The sequence below is a fragment of the Bacillus sp. 275 genome (genome assembly GCF_001999205.1).
Taxonomy (GTDB): domain Bacteria; phylum Bacillota; class Bacilli; order Bacillales; family Bacillaceae; genus Bacillus; species Bacillus velezensis.
Map to the genome: position 1 here is coordinate 3,090,636 of NZ_CP019626.1, position 15,013 is coordinate 3,105,648.

The window sequence follows — 15,013 nt, forward strand, 5'->3', positions numbered from 1 at the left end:
GGCGGATACCATGTTTCACATTTTGTTAATAGAAGATGATAACACTTTGTTTCATGAGATGAAAGAGAGATTAACGGGCTGGTCATTTGCGGTGCACGGAATAAAAGATTTCAGCCGGGTCATCCGGGAGTTTTCCGAAATTAAGCCTGATTTGGTGATCATTGATGTACAGCTGCCGAAATTTGACGGCTTTCATTGGTGCAGAATGATACGCTCCCAATCAAACGTGCCGATTCTCTTTTTGTCCTCGCGCGATCATCCCGCGGATATGGTCATGTCGATGCAGCTCGGGGCAGATGATTTTATTCAGAAGCCTTTTCACTTTGATGTGTTAATCGCGAAAATACAGGCGGTGTTCCGCCGTGTGCATCAATACGGCACAGAACCGGCGCTGATGAAAAGATGGTGCGGGGCGGTCATTGACACAGAAACCAACACGGTCAGCCGTAAAAACGGTTCGGTCGAGCTGACCAAAAACGAAATGCTGATCTTAAAACTGCTGGCTGAGCAGAAAAATAAAATCGTCAGCAGGGAAGAACTCATCAGAAGCCTATGGAATGATGAGCGTTTCGTCAGTGATAATACGCTGACGGTGAATGTCAACCGGCTGCGGAAAAAACTCGATCAATTAGGCATCGGGAAAATGATTGAAACCAAGGTGGGGCAGGGATACATCGCAAAGGAAGAAGACGGTCTTTATGATTAAATCATTTCTGCTCGAAAGAAAGAGCTGGATCGCGATGTTTCTTTTGCAGCAGGCTGTGCTCCTTTTTGCGGCATATATTGATCCGTCTATTCCGTTTTTTTCGGTGCTGTATTTCGTTTACCTGTCTCTTCTTGTGTTTCTTGTATTTCTCTTGTTCCGCTATCGTAAAGAGACCGCCTATTATAAAAGCTTAAGAGAGTGGGACGCCAATTTAGACATGTCTTACCTTAAAGCGCCTGACAGTCCGTTTGAGTCTATCGTTGAAGAAAGCATTGAAGGGCAGACAGAGCAGTTAAGAAAAAGCTCACTTGATCTTCAGGCGGCGTCAGAGCATGAAAAGGACGATCTGATGTCATGGATTCACGAGGTCAAAACACCGATGACAGCGATGCATCTCATGATTGAGCGCCTTGATGAACAGCCGCTGAAAGCCCCTTTGCTGTATGAATGGCTGCGGATTCACCATCTTCTGGACCAGCAGCTTCATCAGAAACGATTGTCCTTTATTGAAAATGATTTATCATTCCAGCGAATTCAGCTCAGGCCGCTCGTTTTCAAAGAAATTAAAAATCTGCAATCATGGTGTATACAAAAAGGGATCGGGTTTGACATTCAGCTTGATTCACCAGACGTTCACAGTGACGGAAAATGGCTTTCCTTCATCATCAGGCAGCTGTTAAGCAATGCCGTCAAATACAGTGAGGCGGATGACATTACCGTAAAAAGCTATGAACAAAACGGCCGGGTGCATGTGGATATCGAAGACCGCGGCATCGGCATCGAGCCCAAAGATCTTCCGCGCATTTTTGAAAAGGGATTTACCTCGACGCGAATGAGACGTGATCACGCGTCAACGGGGATGGGCCTGTATTTGGCTCGAAAAGCCGCGGCTCCGCTTCTTATCCAGATCAGCGTGCGCTCTGAGCCGGAAAGCGGCACGGTTTTTACCTTGGTGTTTCCGAAACAGAACGATGCCGTCAGCATGTTCAGCGTGTGACAAAAGTGTCACATGCTTTTCTCTTTTGTTCGCTTAATCAAACGAAAAAAACGGCTTCTGTTTTTAAAATAAAGATAACCAATGTAAAAGGAGAATCAGAACGTGATGATTTTAGAAGCAGGCAATATCCAAAAAAGCTACGGAAACAAGCTGAATAAACAAGAAGTGCTGAAAGGAATTGATCTTCAGATTCACAAAGGGGAATTCGTCAGCATTATGGGCCCGTCGGGATCAGGGAAAACGACCCTTTTGAATGTGCTTTCCTCCATTGATAAAGTGAGCGCGGGCACCATTAAACTGAATGAGACGGAGATTACATCCATGAAAGAAAAGCAGCTTGCCGAATTCAGAAAACGGCATCTCGGCTTTATTTTTCAGGATTATAATTTATTGGACACCCTGACCGTGAAAGAAAACATACTCCTGCCGTTATCCATTACGAAAATGTCTAAGAAAGAGGCGGACCTGCGATTTGCCGAGACGGCAGAGGAGCTTGGGATCTATGATTTGCGACATAAGTATCCGAGTGAAATTTCCGGCGGGCAAAAACAGCGGACGTCTGCCGCAAGAGCTGTTATTCACGAACCGGGCATTATTTTTGCTGATGAGCCGACCGGAGCGCTCGATTCAAAGGCTGCCATGGATTTACTGAATAAACTCAGCCGTCTGAATCAAAAACGCCGCGCCACCATTGTGATGGTGACGCATGATCCGGTTGCCGCCAGCTATTCCGGACGTGTGATTTTCATTAAAGACGGCCGTGTGTATACACAGCTGAATAAAGGCGGCCAGGACAGACCGGACTTTTTTCAGGATATTATGAAAACGCAAAGTGTATTGGGCGGGGTTCAGGCATGAGTATTCATCATTTGATCTTCCAGAACCTGAAAAAGAATTTGAAAAACTATTACCTTTACGTTTTTGCGCTGGTGTTCAGCGCCGCCCTTTATTTCGCGTTTGTCACGATGCAATACGATCCGGCGCTTGATGAAATGAAAAGCTCCATAAAAGGAGCGGCGGCAATCCGGGCAGCCTCTGTACTGCTTGTGGCGATCGTGTCGGTATTTCTTTTGTACGCCAACACTATTTTTATTAAACGGCGCGGCCGGGAAATCGGCTTATTCCGATTAATCGGCATGACGAAAATGCACATTTTCCGCATACTCAGCACAGAAAATTTCATTTTGTATTTCGGATCGATTTGGATCGGTATTTTTGCCGGCTTTTCTCTCTCGAAATTATGTATGATGATGCTGTTTCATACAGTCGGTGTGAAAGCCTCTGTCTCACTGTTTTTTTCAAACAAGGCGCTCGTTCAGACGTTAATTGTGTTCGGGGCGATTTACGTGCTGATTATGATGATGAATTACTTATTTATTAAACGGCAAAGCATTTTGTCTTTATTTAAAACCGCGTCATCGTCAGAAAGCGGCATAAGACGGCTTTCTTGGGTGCAGATGTCGATCGGTGTTGTCGGTATTGCGGCCATTATCGCCGGCTATGCCGTGTCCGCGGATTTATTCGGAGGCAGTTTTACAAGCATGAATGAACTGTTTTCGGCCATGGTGTTTATTCTCGGCTCGGTCATTATCGGAACCTATCTGTTTTATAAAGGTTCGGTCAGCTTTCTGGCAAATCTCGTCCGAAAATCAAAAGGCGGGTATCTGAATGTCAGTGAAGTGCTGTCTTTGTCATCCATCATGTTCCGGATGAAGTCAAACGCCGTCCTGCTGACGATTATTACGACTCTTTCGGCGCTGGCAATCGGTTTGCTGTCTTTAAGCTATATCTCGTACTATTCCGCGGAAAAATCGGCTGAGCAAAATACGGCCGCGGACTTTGCGTTTGATAACCAAAAGGAGACTGACTCATTTACCGCTTTATTGAAGAAAAACGGAATTGAACACAAAGTGAAAACAATCAAGACCATTCAAGCCGGTGTCAATATGAAGAACATCATAAACGGCGACATGAAAAGCTTTCAACAAGACCCGTCCAGCTTGGCGCTGCCGATTATAAGCGAGAAAGACGCAGAAGGGACGGAGCTTTCTGACGGAGAAGCCGTGTTTACCGGATATAATGATATGATGAAAAGATTTCTCGACCTGAAAACGTCAGGTTCCATTGATATAAACGGCAAAACGGATAAAATACCGCTGGCGTATAAGGGCTTGAAGAACGACTTCCTTCTGTCATATACATTTACAAGCGGAGGGCTGCCGACCGTTATCGTCACGCAGCAGGTATTCGACCGGATCGAGAAAGATATCGACCCGTCCATTCAGGGAAAATCAAATCGTTTTTTCGGCATTACACTCAAACGTGAAGAGGACATCCAAAAAGCTGATGGTCTGTTTCAGGCGCAGCACTATTCAGACGGTGCGCTTTCACAATTTGAAACGGCTGACACGCAAAAGAAAAACATGGGGCTGGTCATGTTTATTGTCGGGTTTTTAGGATTAACCTTTCTGATTACCTCAGGCTGTATCCTTTATTTTAAACAAATGGGCGAGTGTGAGGATGAGAAGGCTGATTATACGATATTGCGGAAGCTCGGCTTCACAACGGGAGATCTGCTGAAAGGCATCCGCCGGAAGCAGGCGTATCATTTCGGCATTCCGCTCGTTCTCGGGCTGTTCCACAGCTATTTTGCCGTTCAGTCAGGATGGTTTTTATTCGGAACGGAAGTGTGGACGCCGATGATCATCGTCATGGCGCTGTATACGCTGCTGTACTCCATCTTCGGCATGCTGTCGGTGCTATACTATAAAAAGGTCATTCAATCCGCCTTGTAAAACAAGTTGAGGAGCCTCCGCATAAGCGGAGGCTCAGCTTGTAGAGAAAACCATGTTTTTTCTACAAGCTTTTTTGTTTTTTATGCATTTTCATACCCAATTCACCTGTTTCTAGAAACCGAAAAAGAGCTCCCGCATACCTAGCCCTGCTTGGCTAGGTATGTGGCAATCTTCTTCATGTTTTGACATGCGGCTGTGAGGAGAACTTGTTCGCTCACATTTTGTTTTCCCCTCAACCTGCAATAGCGAAGCCCATGCAGCTGTTTTGAATCTGCAAAGCTTCGCTCTATTTTTTCTTTTCTTTTTTTGTAGAGGGTTTTCCCTGAAACAGACAAGCGATTTTGTCTGACCTTTTCTTTGTGGTCTTCCCATACATGCCGGGTGATGACTTTCTGACGATTCTTTGATTTTGTGCATTTCTCAAGCAGCGGGCATAAGGAACATGTTTCAGAATTTGACTTATATGACCGGTAGCCTTTGCGGTCAGTTGTTGAGTACGTAAGTGTTTGCTGATTCGGACAAATGTACCTGTCTTGTTCACTGTCATAATGAAATTTCCATTTTGGAAACAAGCCCCTGACAGGGTGATAACGTCTATGTGCGATGACACCAAAGATACGGCGATCAAATAGGCCTTTACAGATGGGAGTTGTTAAATAACCGGAATCAAGAGCGACGGCTTCTACTTGAAAATCAAATCGGGCGATTTGGTGATCTAATCGATCAAGATAAGGCATAGAATCATGGACATTGCCCGGAGTTACATAGGCATCGGTAATAATGTTATATTTCATATCCGTTGTTCTGTGATCTAAGTAAAAGAAACCCTCCGGTTTATTTTCACGATACAGATATCCACTTTCCGGGTCGGTTGTGCTGTGTCGGATTTCTTTTTCAGCTTTCACCTCCTCTTTGACTTTTAACGGCTTTTTTCCGTGTTCCTCCCGATCCTCTTGAATGGCTTCATTTAAATCCCTGATATAGTTTTGTGTATCTTGTTCAATCGTTTTTCTTGTGTATTTGTGCTTGTTGGCATTGGCTTTTAGGTGAGTGGAATCAGTGAATAAGACACGCCCGCCCACCATATCATGATTGATGGCCTGAAGAACGATCTCATCAAAAATGTCTTGGAAGATGGTTGTATTTTTGAAGCGAGTGCGTCTGTTCCAGCTGATGGTGGAGTGATGCGGAACCGGATCATTGATGTTTAATCCCAGAAACCATCTGTACCCCATATTGTAGTAAATTTCTTTTTCCAGCTGTCTTTCTGAACGGATACCGTAGAGGTATCCGATAAACATCATTTTGAATAAAATCAGCGGATCAAGTGAGGGGCGGCCTTTATTTTCGCTGTAGTAAGGTTTGACCTTTTCAATGATGAAAGAAAAGTTTATGTACTGATCAATTTTTCGAAGCAGGTGATCCTTTTCGACGAGTTGGTCAAGCAGAACAAATTCGGCTGTGTTTTGAGAAGAATTTCTTGTGTGGAACATGAGAAAGACACCGTCCTTTTGAAATCTTTCTTTTATTTTATTACAGGAGAATGGATATTTTAAGAAAAAACAAAGGCTGTCGAGATTTTCTCGACAGCCTGAGCCTCCGCATAAGCGGAGGCTTTTTTTGTATGAATAGAAGAAAGCGATTTTAAAAAGAATAGACATACGTCATTTTTTCGCGCGGGGGAGCCTTATGCAGAAGTATTTTCAATTGAAATCTGAAACAGGGGCCTTTCATCTATTTTCCAGGGAACACATTTTCACGCTGTTGATCATCGGATTGCTTGGGGTGTGCGTGATCATATTCCGGAAACAGCTCAACCAGAGTCGCATGATCCGCTATGTACTATTCATTCTCCTTGCCGTGTCGCAGATCAGCTATCATATATGGCTGCTTTGTCATCATGCCTGGTCGCTGAAAACAGCTCTGCCGCTGCAGCTGAGCGACCTTTCCGTCTATTTGGCAATGCTGATGGTCATGACAAAAAGCAAAAAACTGTTCGCCTTCCTCTATTTTGCCGGTTTGGGCAGCGCCGTACAGGCGATGGCAACACCTGATTTAGGGGCGTATTCTTTCCCGCATTTTCGGTACATCGTGTTTTTCGTCTCCCACGGCTGTGTTTTTCTTACCTGCCTATTCATGGCCGCTTCAGAAAGGTACAGACCGTCGGCACGCGGGCTGTGGGTATCGGTGCTGATCGTAAATCTGTACGGGGCGTGTGTCTTTTTTATTGATCGTGTGCTGAATGCAAATTACTTATACCTAATGAAAAAACCGAAGACCGCTTCGCTTCTGAATGTTTTCGGACCTTGGCCGTGGTATCTTCTATCAATGGAAGCGGCGGTGATATTGAGCTTTTTCATTCTGTATATTCCGTTTTGGCTGCTGAGGAAAAGAGCATGAGGCCGGCCTGTTTTTGTGAATCCAATCATTTGTAATTTTTTCAACATTCCGGCATTATTTTTTTCAGATTCTGATGTTGAAAAAAGATGTCCGCGGCGATAGAATGAATGTGCTATGATAACGTGTTCGATACGGAGCCGCGGCTTGCGGTTTCCGTTTTTTCATGGGGTTTTTTATAGAGAGAGGGGGATCGGTATGCCGCGCGCTTTGAAGATATTAATCATCGGAATGTTTATCAATGTGACGGGCGCATCTTTTTTGTGGCCGCTGAATACGATCTATATTCATAATCATTTAGGGAAATCGCTGACTGTTGCGGGGATTGTTCTGATGCTGAATTCCGGTGCCAGTGTGGCGGGGAATTTATGCGGCGGATTTTTGTTTGATAAAATCGGCGGATTCAAATCCATTATGCTGGGCATTATGATCACATTGGCAAGTCTTCTCGGACTCGTTCTGTTTCATCAATGGCCCGTTTATATTTGGCTGCTCATCATTGTCGGCTTCGGTTCCGGTATCGTGTTCCCGGCCAGTTACGCCATGGCGGGAGCGGTATGGAAAGAAGGCGGGCGGAGAGCTTTTAATGCGATTTATGTAGCTCAGAACGCAGGTGTCGCCGTGGGCTCGGCACTCGGCGGGATGGTTGCGGCGTACTCGTTTACGTACGTGTTTTTAGCCAATGCTATGCTGTATGTGCTGTTTTTCCTTATCGTATTTTTCGGGTTTCGAAATATCAAAACCCAAAATGCGAGCCAGGTTTCTGTTCTGGACTACGAGCCTGTCAGCAGCAGAACGAAATTTACGGCGCTTCTCATATTGAGCGGCGGGTATGTTCTCGGGTGGATCGCCTATTCGCAGTGGTCCACAACCGTTGCGTCACATACTCAAAGCATCGGTATGCCGCTTTCATTATACAGTGTGCTCTGGACCGTAAACGGAATATTAATTGTCGCCGGACAGCCTCTCATGGGAGCTGTTCTGAAAAAATGGTCCGGTGCGTTAAAAACGCAGATGGTCATCGGCTTTTGTATTTTTATCGTCTCGTTCGGCGTGCTTCTCAGCGCCAAGCAATTTCCGATGTACCTCACCGCAATGGTGATTTTAACCGTCGGAGAAATGCTTGTCTGGCCTGCCGTGCCTACCATTGCCAATCAGCTTGCGCCTAAGGGGAAAGAAGGGTTTTACCAAGGATTCGTCAACAGTGCGGCGACGGGCGGCAGAATGATCGGGCCGCTCCTTGGCGGCGTGCTGGTTGATCAGTACGGAATGAGCGTGCTGCTGTTGATCCTGATGGTGCTTCTTGTTGTCAGCATCGCAGCGACGGTGCTGTACGACAAACGCCTGAAAACCGTTAATAAACAAAACGTCCAAGTACGATGACGACATAAAAAAATCCCGCTGTTTCGGCGGGATTTTTTTGTTTATACGACCGGAAGCACGTTGACGGCGTCCTTAACGTTTAAATACGTCTTTAATGAAGAAAAGCTGGCATCAAGCTGATTCATTCTCATGGCGAGGGTAGGCTTGATACCGGTGATAATCAATTCCGTGCCGATTAATTTAAGCAGGTGGTGCAATTTGAAAATCCGGTCTGCGGTCTGTTCGTTTACCTCGGCCAGACCTGATAAGTCTATAATTAAGTAATCATCTTTAGATGCGGTTAATATGTCCGTCAAAGTTGTCACAATTGAATCAAATCGTTCTTCCGTTAAGTTTCCCACTAACGGCAAAGCGGAGATGCCGTTTCGGATCGGAACAACCGGAGTTGACAGCGTCGTGATTTCTGTGAGGGAATCCTCAAGGAGCTTTTCGTATTCTTTCTGCTCTGTAATGTCTTTTTGAAAACCGACAAAATAGAGCTTGTCTTCAACATAAAGAGGATCAATGTTGAGTTCATTCCAAAATGGGGTGCCGTCTTTTTTGACGTTTTTCAGCCGCACCGTGATCTTTTCTTTCTGGGTTAAGCTCTTTCTGATTTTCGCGACTTGTTGACGGTCGGTTTCTTTGCTTTGCAGAAATCTGCAGTTCTTACCTAATATCTCTTCGGAAGAGTAGCCTGTCATATCCATAAATCCCTGATTTGTATATATGATGGGATTGTCCTCAAGAGAGGGGTCTGTAATCACCACGCCGATGCGTGCGTGATCAAGCGCCTTTTTGATAAGCTCCAGCTGCTCCAGTTTTCCGGATACATTTGAGTCAGCCATGTAAAACCCCCTTTTGGCCGTAAAGCTGCGCGCTTTTTCAGCCATTGTTTCTCCCCTTTTTAAATGAATCTACAGTAACCGTAGCATAACATATGTTCTGATTCAAGCAGCCGAAGTTTGCAATTTGTCATTCGGGCTTGTCCTCATATACACTGAATATATAAGGGGAAGGCACATCATCGCTAAGTAAGTGACTAGGTCATTGTCACTGGGTGAAAAATGAATCTAATGCATCAAGCTTACCGATCATGTGTTCACATATAATGGAAGAAACAAGCTTTTTACTTTCCTGCTCAATCGCCGGTATGTAGATATCGAATATCATCGTATTCGTAAGGGGGCTGGATGGCCTGAAGTCGCTTTACTAAATAAGGGCTTTAGGAAGGTGATGAAGATGCTGCATCAGGTAATAATTGCTTGTGTAATTGGAGGAATCATGGGGGTTCTCGGTCATGTGAAAAAGAGAGGCAGGCTGGAGAAACCCAGAATGACAAAGCGGTTTATCTATCTCGGTTTTTTGGAAGATGGTTTTATCGGAATGGCTGCTTCCATCTTACTTGTCTTATCCGCTGACCCCGATTCAGGAATTCAACTCGTCATCTTATCCATAATCGCAGGCTACGGCGGAGAAGCTGTTCTCAGGAGCTTTGATTTTGTCAGAGAACAAAACAGTGATTCGGCCGAAGCAAAACCACACCAGCAAAAAAATCCTCCATCAAAATAATATCCCCGCTCATGACCCGTTCCGGGTACATTCCCATTGTATACAAACCTGCTTGCACTTATGAACAGAATTCTATAAAATACAGGTAAGATTACGGTAGCGATAAGAACAGTGAAGAGGAGCAGTAAGAAGCAGATTTTGCAATCAGAGAGTTGACGGCCGGTGCAAGTCAATCAAGTCTGTTTCCGAACTCGCCTCAGAGTTGCAGCGGCAAAACCGCTGACGCATAACTGCGTTAAAAGTATCAAGTGAGTGCGGCTCAAAACCGCGCTAACGAGGGTGGTACCGCGGGAAATAAAAATCTCTCGTCCCTTTTTGGGATGAGGGAGTTTTTTTAGTTTTAGAATAATCTGAATATAATCTTTCTCATCCCGTCAATACTTGGACTACATACGCCGTATTCAATCAGAAGGAGGTTTTTACGTTGAGTTTTCAGCATGAAAAAATAGAAAAGAAATGGCAGAATTACTGGTTGGATCATAAAACGTTCGCCGTCAGTGAAGAGAATGACAAGCCGAAGTTTTACGCGCTTGACATGTTCCCGTATCCTTCAGGAGCCGGCCTTCATGTCGGACATCCGGAAGGCTATACGGCAACCGATATCCTTTCGCGCATGAGACGCATGCAAGGATACAATGTGCTTCATCCGATGGGATGGGACGCGTTCGGGCTTCCTGCCGAGCAATACGCGCTTGACACGGGGAATGATCCGGCTGAGTTCACAAAACAAAATATCGATAATTTCCGCCGCCAGATTCAATCGCTCGGATTTTCATATGATTGGGATCGTGAAATCAATACGACTGATCCGGACTATTACAAGTGGACGCAGTGGATCTTCACCAAGCTGTACGAAAAAGGGCTCGCTTACGTAGACGAAGTGCCGGTCAACTGGTGCCCGGCGCTCGGAACGGTGCTTGCGAACGAAGAAGTCATTGACGGCAAAAGCGAGCGGGGCGGCCATCCGGTTGAACGCCGCCCGATGAGACAATGGATGCTGAAAATCACCGCTTATGCGGACAGGCTTCTTGAAGATTTAGAAGAACTTGACTGGCCGGAAAGCATTAAAGACATGCAGCGCAACTGGATCGGACGCTCAGAAGGCGCAAACGTGCATTTCGCGATCGACGGCACTGATGACACGTTTACCGTGTTTACGACAAGACCGGACACGCTGTTCGGCGCGGCTTATGCCGTACTGGCTCCTGAGCATGAGCTTGTGGAGGCCATCACGACGCCTGAACAAAAAGAAGCGGTAGATGCTTATGTTAAAGAAGTTCAGGCGAAAAGTGACCTGGAACGGACGGATCTTGCGAAAACAAAAACGGGCGTCTTCACGGGCGCATATGCCGTAAACCCTGCAAACGGGGAAAAGCTGCCGATCTGGATAGCGGATTATGTCCTCGCCTCTTACGGAACGGGCGCTGTAATGGCCGTGCCGGCGCATGACGAACGTGATTTTGAATTCGCCAAAGTGTTCAGCCTGCCTGTCAAAGAAGTCGTAAAAGGCGGAAACACGGAAGAAGAAGCGTACACGGGAGACGGAGAGCATGTCAATTCCGGCTTTCTGAACGGACTGAATAAAGCGGAAGCGATTGAAAAAATGATCGCCTGGCTTGAAGAAACGAAAAACGGTGAGAAAAAAGTGACATACCGTCTGCGTGATTGGCTGTTCAGCCGCCAGCGCTATTGGGGCGAGCCGATTCCGGTCATTCATTGGGAAGACGGCACGTCAACAGCCGTTCCGGCGGAAGAGCTGCCGCTGATTCTGCCGAAAACCGATGAGATCAAACCGAGCGGAACAGGTGAATCACCGCTTGCCAACATTAAAGAGTGGGTGGAAGTCACTGATCCTGAAACGGGCAAAAAAGGCAGAAGAGAAACGAACACGATGCCGCAATGGGCGGGAAGCTGCTGGTATTTCCTCCGCTTTATCGACCCGAAAAATCCGGATCAGCTCGCTTCACCTGAGAAACTGGATAAATGGCTGCCCGTTGATATTTACATTGGAGGAGCGGAGCATGCCGTGCTTCACCTTCTGTACGCGCGTTTCTGGCATAAATTTCTCTACGATATCGGTGTCGTGCCGACGAAAGAACCGTTCCAAAAGCTGTATAACCAAGGAATGATTCTCGGGGAAAACAATGAAAAAATGAGTAAATCCCGCGGAAACGTCGTCAATCCGGATGAAATTGTGGCGTCTCACGGGGCAGATACGCTCCGCCTGTACGAAATGTTTATGGGGCCGCTTGATGCATCTATCGCCTGGTCTGAATCAGGTCTTGACGGAGCGCGCCGCTTCCTTGACCGCGTATGGCGTTTGTTTATCGAGGAAAACGGCGAGCTGACGGGCAAAGTGACAGAAGGCGCAGGCGAAACTCTTGAACGCGTCTATCATGAAACGGTCATGAAAGTGACAGAAAACTTCGAAGCCCTTCGTTTTAACACGGGCATTTCTCAGCTGATGGTCTTCATTAATGAAGCTTACAAAGCGAATGAACTGCCGAGAGAATATATCGAAGGTTTTGTGAAGCTGCTTTCTCCTATTGCGCCGCATTTGGCGGAAGAGCTGTGGGAAAAACTCGGCCACGAAGGTTCGATTGCATACGAGGCTTGGCCTGCTTATGACGAATCAAAACTGGTGGACGATGAAGTGGAAATCGTCGTCCAGCTGAACGGAAAAGTAAAAGCGAAATTAATGGTTCCGGCTGATGCTGATAAAGCAGCGTTAGAACAGCTCGCACAAGCTGACGAAAAAGTAAAAGAGCAGCTTGAAGGAAAAACGATCCGAAAAATCATTGCCGTACCGGGCAAGCTTGTCAATATCGTGGCAAACTGACCGGGCGAAGCCCCTCTCCTACAGAGAGGGGCTTTTTTATCAGCCTCTATGATAGAAATTGCACCGCGGGCTTTGGTATACTTAACACCATAAAGATGAATGGGAGTGTCACACATTGAAAATAAATGAAATCAGCACAGCCGCACTGGAAGAAAAATTAAAAGCGGGAGAAGAGCTGTATCTGATTGATGTCAGAGAAGACGAAGAAGTTGCCGAAGGAATGATTCCGGAGGCCGTTCACATCCGCATGGGGGACATCCCTGAGAAGATGGATGCGTTAGACAAGGACAAGGAATATGTATTTATCTGCCGTTCCGGAAAAAGAAGCATGAACGTTTGTATGTATTTACATGAGCAGGGCTTCCGTACGGTTAATGTTGAAGGCGGCATGCTGGAGTGGGAAGGCGAAACAAAGCCGAAGAAATAACGCTTTGAAGTGAAAGAAGAAAAGGGATGTGCGTCTTTTTCTTCTTTTTTTATAAAAAAACGGGAGGCGAATCAGGTGAAACCGATGATCCGCGCGATGAAAACAAACGATATCAAACAGGTCCGGCAAGTCGCAGAACGCAGCTGGCATCATACGTATGAAGGGATTATTCCCAGACACATTCAAGATCAGTTTCTCGAATCCGCCTATCAGGATGAGATGATGGAACGCCGGCTCTTGCATTCTCTGTTCTTTGTGGCAGAAGAAGAGGGGCGAGTGCTCGGTTTTGCAAATACCACCCCGGTTCAAAAAGACGGAAATGCGGAGCTGACCGCCATCTATATTGACCCGGATTGCCAGGGAAACGGGATAGGCACGGCACTCCTTAAAGAATGCATCAGGCAGTCCGGCGGGGTAAAAAAGCTTTATGTCCATGCAGAAAAAGAGAACCGCATTGCCTTATCCTTTTATCAAGCGAAAGGGTTTCAATGGGTATGTGAATTTGAAGAAGACTTTAAAGGACACACTTTACAGACGGTCAAACTGGTACTGAACATATAAAAGCGTCCGGCCCGCCCAGGACCGGAACGCGAATGATCAGTGATAAGCCGGAAGCCGGTCTTTGTGCGCTTCAAATAAGTCATCGCACAAAGAGATGATGTCATTCATGGAAAGCTCGGCGCTCGTATGCGGATCAAGCATGGCCGCCTGATATACAGCTTCCTTTTTTAATGTAACGGCCGCTTCGATGGTTAAAAGCTGTGTGTTAATGTTTGTTCTGTTGAGCGCCGCGAGCTGCTCGGGAAGTTCGCCGGAATAGCACGGCATAATGTGGTTTTTGACGGCTGTGCAAGGCACTTCAACGACCGCTTTCGCCGGCAGATTCGGTATCAACCCGGTATTCAGCACATTGCCGCCGAATGTGAACGGTTTGCCCGTCTCCATCGCTTCAATAATTCTCGAACCGTATTCTTTTGAGCGTTCATGCGTCAGGTTTTGGTTGTTGATGATGCTGTCTCTCATCGTTTCCCAATTGTTGATTTGTTCCGCGCATCTCCTCGGATATTCATCAAGCGGAATTTGGAGTTCATCTATCAGCCCAGGATACCGGCTTTTTATAAAATACGGGTGATATTCGGCATTATGCTCAGATGATTCCGTTACGTAGCAGCCGAATTTATCCATCAGCTCAAACCGCACCATGTCCTTATGTTTCGTCTTTTGTTTTTCGCGTGCCCGTCTTTTAATTTCCGGATATAAATCAATTCCGTCTTTTTTAATCTCCAAAAGCCAAGCCATATGGTTGATGCCGGCAATGCGTTCTTCCGTCCCTTCGTGATCCATGCCGAGTGAGTCAAACAGATCTTTGGTACATACCTGGACGCTGTGGCACAGGCCGACCGTTTTGACATTTGTATGTCTGAGCATCGCTCCGGTCAGAGAGGCCATCGGATTTGTATAATTTAACAGCCACGCATCCGGGCAGACCTCTTCCATGTCTTTTGCGATGTCAAATAAAACGGGGATGGTGCGAAGGGAACGGAAAATACCGCCTATTCCGACGGTATCGGCAATCGTCTGGCGGAGACCGTACCGCTTCGGGATGTCAAAGTCAATGACCGTCGCGGGTTTATAACCTCCGACCTGAATGGCATTTATCACATAGCCGGCGTGTGTAAGCGCCTGTTTTCGGTCATCGTAGGAGATGATGGATATACTCGTATTGTAGCGGTCTCTCATGTTTTCCAGCATGAGCTGGGATTCTTTCAGCCGTACAGCGTCAATATCATAAAGCGCGAATTCAAACCCGTTTAATGCTTCAGTCAGTAAGCAGTCCCCCAGTACATTTTTGGCGAAAATCGTGCTCCCCGCTCCGATAAACGTAATTTTCTTCAACAGAAATTCCTCCCTTTTCTTC

The 15,013-nt window shown here is 46.2% G+C and carries 13 protein-coding genes and 1 other annotated feature; of the genes, 10 read left to right on the plus strand and 3 right to left on the minus strand.

Going from position 1 to position 15,013, the window contains the following annotated elements:
* The first annotated feature begins 10 nt into the window (after positions 1-10).
* The 4 genes from BZ167_RS15225 (at position 11) to BZ167_RS15240 (ending at position 4,498) form a co-directional block, all read left to right on the plus strand.
* The gene (locus BZ167_RS15225) at positions 11-706 is read left to right on the plus strand and encodes a response regulator transcription factor (RefSeq protein WP_014418686.1); all 696 of its coding nucleotides are present in this window, start codon (positions 11-13) and stop codon (positions 704-706) included.
* Positions 699-1,703: a sensor histidine kinase gene (locus tag BZ167_RS15230; protein ID WP_077392127.1), complete on the plus strand. Its 1,005-nt coding sequence runs from the start codon at positions 699-701 to the stop codon at positions 1,701-1,703. The genes BZ167_RS15225 and BZ167_RS15230 overlap by 8 nt, the downstream gene beginning before the upstream one ends.
* A gap of 102 nt (positions 1,704-1,805) precedes the next feature.
* Positions 1,806-2,561 (plus strand): ABC transporter ATP-binding protein, encoded by a 756-nt coding sequence (locus tag BZ167_RS15235; RefSeq protein WP_031378726.1) that lies wholly within the window; start codon positions 1,806-1,808, stop codon positions 2,559-2,561.
* The gene (locus tag BZ167_RS15240) at positions 2,558-4,498 is read left to right on the plus strand and encodes an FtsX-like permease family protein (protein ID WP_077392128.1); all 1,941 of its coding nucleotides are present in this window, start codon (positions 2,558-2,560) and stop codon (positions 4,496-4,498) included. Before BZ167_RS15235 ends, BZ167_RS15240 begins: the two co-directional genes overlap by 4 nt.
* A gap of 140 nt (positions 4,499-4,638) precedes the next feature.
* Here BZ167_RS15240 and BZ167_RS15245 read toward each other — a convergent pair whose 3' ends face one another.
* A complete protein-coding gene (locus tag BZ167_RS15245) occupies positions 4,639-5,991 on the minus strand; it encodes an IS1182 family transposase (RefSeq protein WP_060675290.1) in 1,353 nt (450 codons plus the stop codon).
* Positions 5,992-6,187: 196 nt separating this feature from the next.
* Here BZ167_RS15245 and BZ167_RS15250 point away from each other — a divergent pair, with 196 nt between their 5' ends.
* A complete protein-coding gene (locus BZ167_RS15250; protein ID WP_077392129.1) occupies positions 6,188-6,898 on the plus strand; it encodes a YwaF family protein in 711 nt (236 codons plus the stop codon).
* A 195-nt stretch (positions 6,899-7,093) separates the two neighbouring features.
* Positions 7,094-8,278, plus strand: coding sequence for an MDR family MFS transporter (locus BZ167_RS15255; RefSeq protein WP_012118236.1), 1,185 nt, complete (start codon positions 7,094-7,096; stop codon positions 8,276-8,278).
* A gap of 41 nt (positions 8,279-8,319) precedes the next feature.
* Here the strand turns inward: BZ167_RS15255 and BZ167_RS15260 are convergent, their stop codons facing one another.
* Entirely contained in the window at positions 8,320-9,105 is a 786-nt protein-coding gene (locus tag BZ167_RS15260) for a YtvA family blue-light photoreceptor (protein ID WP_031378730.1), read from the minus strand.
* A 388-nt stretch (positions 9,106-9,493) separates the two neighbouring features.
* On the opposite strand from BZ167_RS15260, the gene BZ167_RS15265 reads away from it, so the two are divergent.
* From BZ167_RS15265 to BZ167_RS15280, 4 genes are all read left to right on the plus strand, one after another.
* Positions 9,494-9,829, plus strand: a complete 336-nt coding sequence (locus BZ167_RS15265) for a DUF4257 domain-containing protein (RefSeq protein WP_015418038.1) — start codon at positions 9,494-9,496, stop codon at positions 9,827-9,829.
* Between the two features lie 102 nt (positions 9,830-9,931).
* Positions 9,932-10,145: a binding site (T-box leader), on the plus strand.
* Between the two features lie 108 nt (positions 10,146-10,253).
* Positions 10,254-12,668 carry a leucine--tRNA ligase gene (gene leuS, locus BZ167_RS15270; RefSeq protein ID WP_022553637.1) on the plus strand — a complete coding sequence of 805 codons (2,415 nt, stop codon included), beginning with the start codon at positions 10,254-10,256 and terminating at the stop codon, positions 12,666-12,668.
* Between the two features lie 115 nt (positions 12,669-12,783).
* On the plus strand, positions 12,784-13,095 hold the full coding sequence (locus BZ167_RS15275) for a rhodanese-like domain-containing protein (RefSeq protein WP_003152299.1): 312 nt from the start codon (positions 12,784-12,786) through the stop codon (positions 13,093-13,095).
* A gap of 9 nt (positions 13,096-13,104) precedes the next feature.
* Positions 13,105-13,656 carry a GNAT family N-acetyltransferase gene (locus tag BZ167_RS15280; protein ID WP_077392130.1) on the plus strand — a complete coding sequence of 184 codons (552 nt, stop codon included), beginning with the start codon at positions 13,105-13,107 and terminating at the stop codon, positions 13,654-13,656.
* A 36-nt stretch (positions 13,657-13,692) separates the two neighbouring features.
* Here the strand turns inward: BZ167_RS15280 and melA are convergent, their stop codons facing one another.
* Entirely contained in the window at positions 13,693-14,991 is a 1,299-nt protein-coding gene (gene melA / locus BZ167_RS15285) for an alpha-galactosidase MelA (RefSeq protein WP_060674854.1), read from the minus strand.
* Positions 14,992-15,013: the final 22 nt, after the last annotated feature.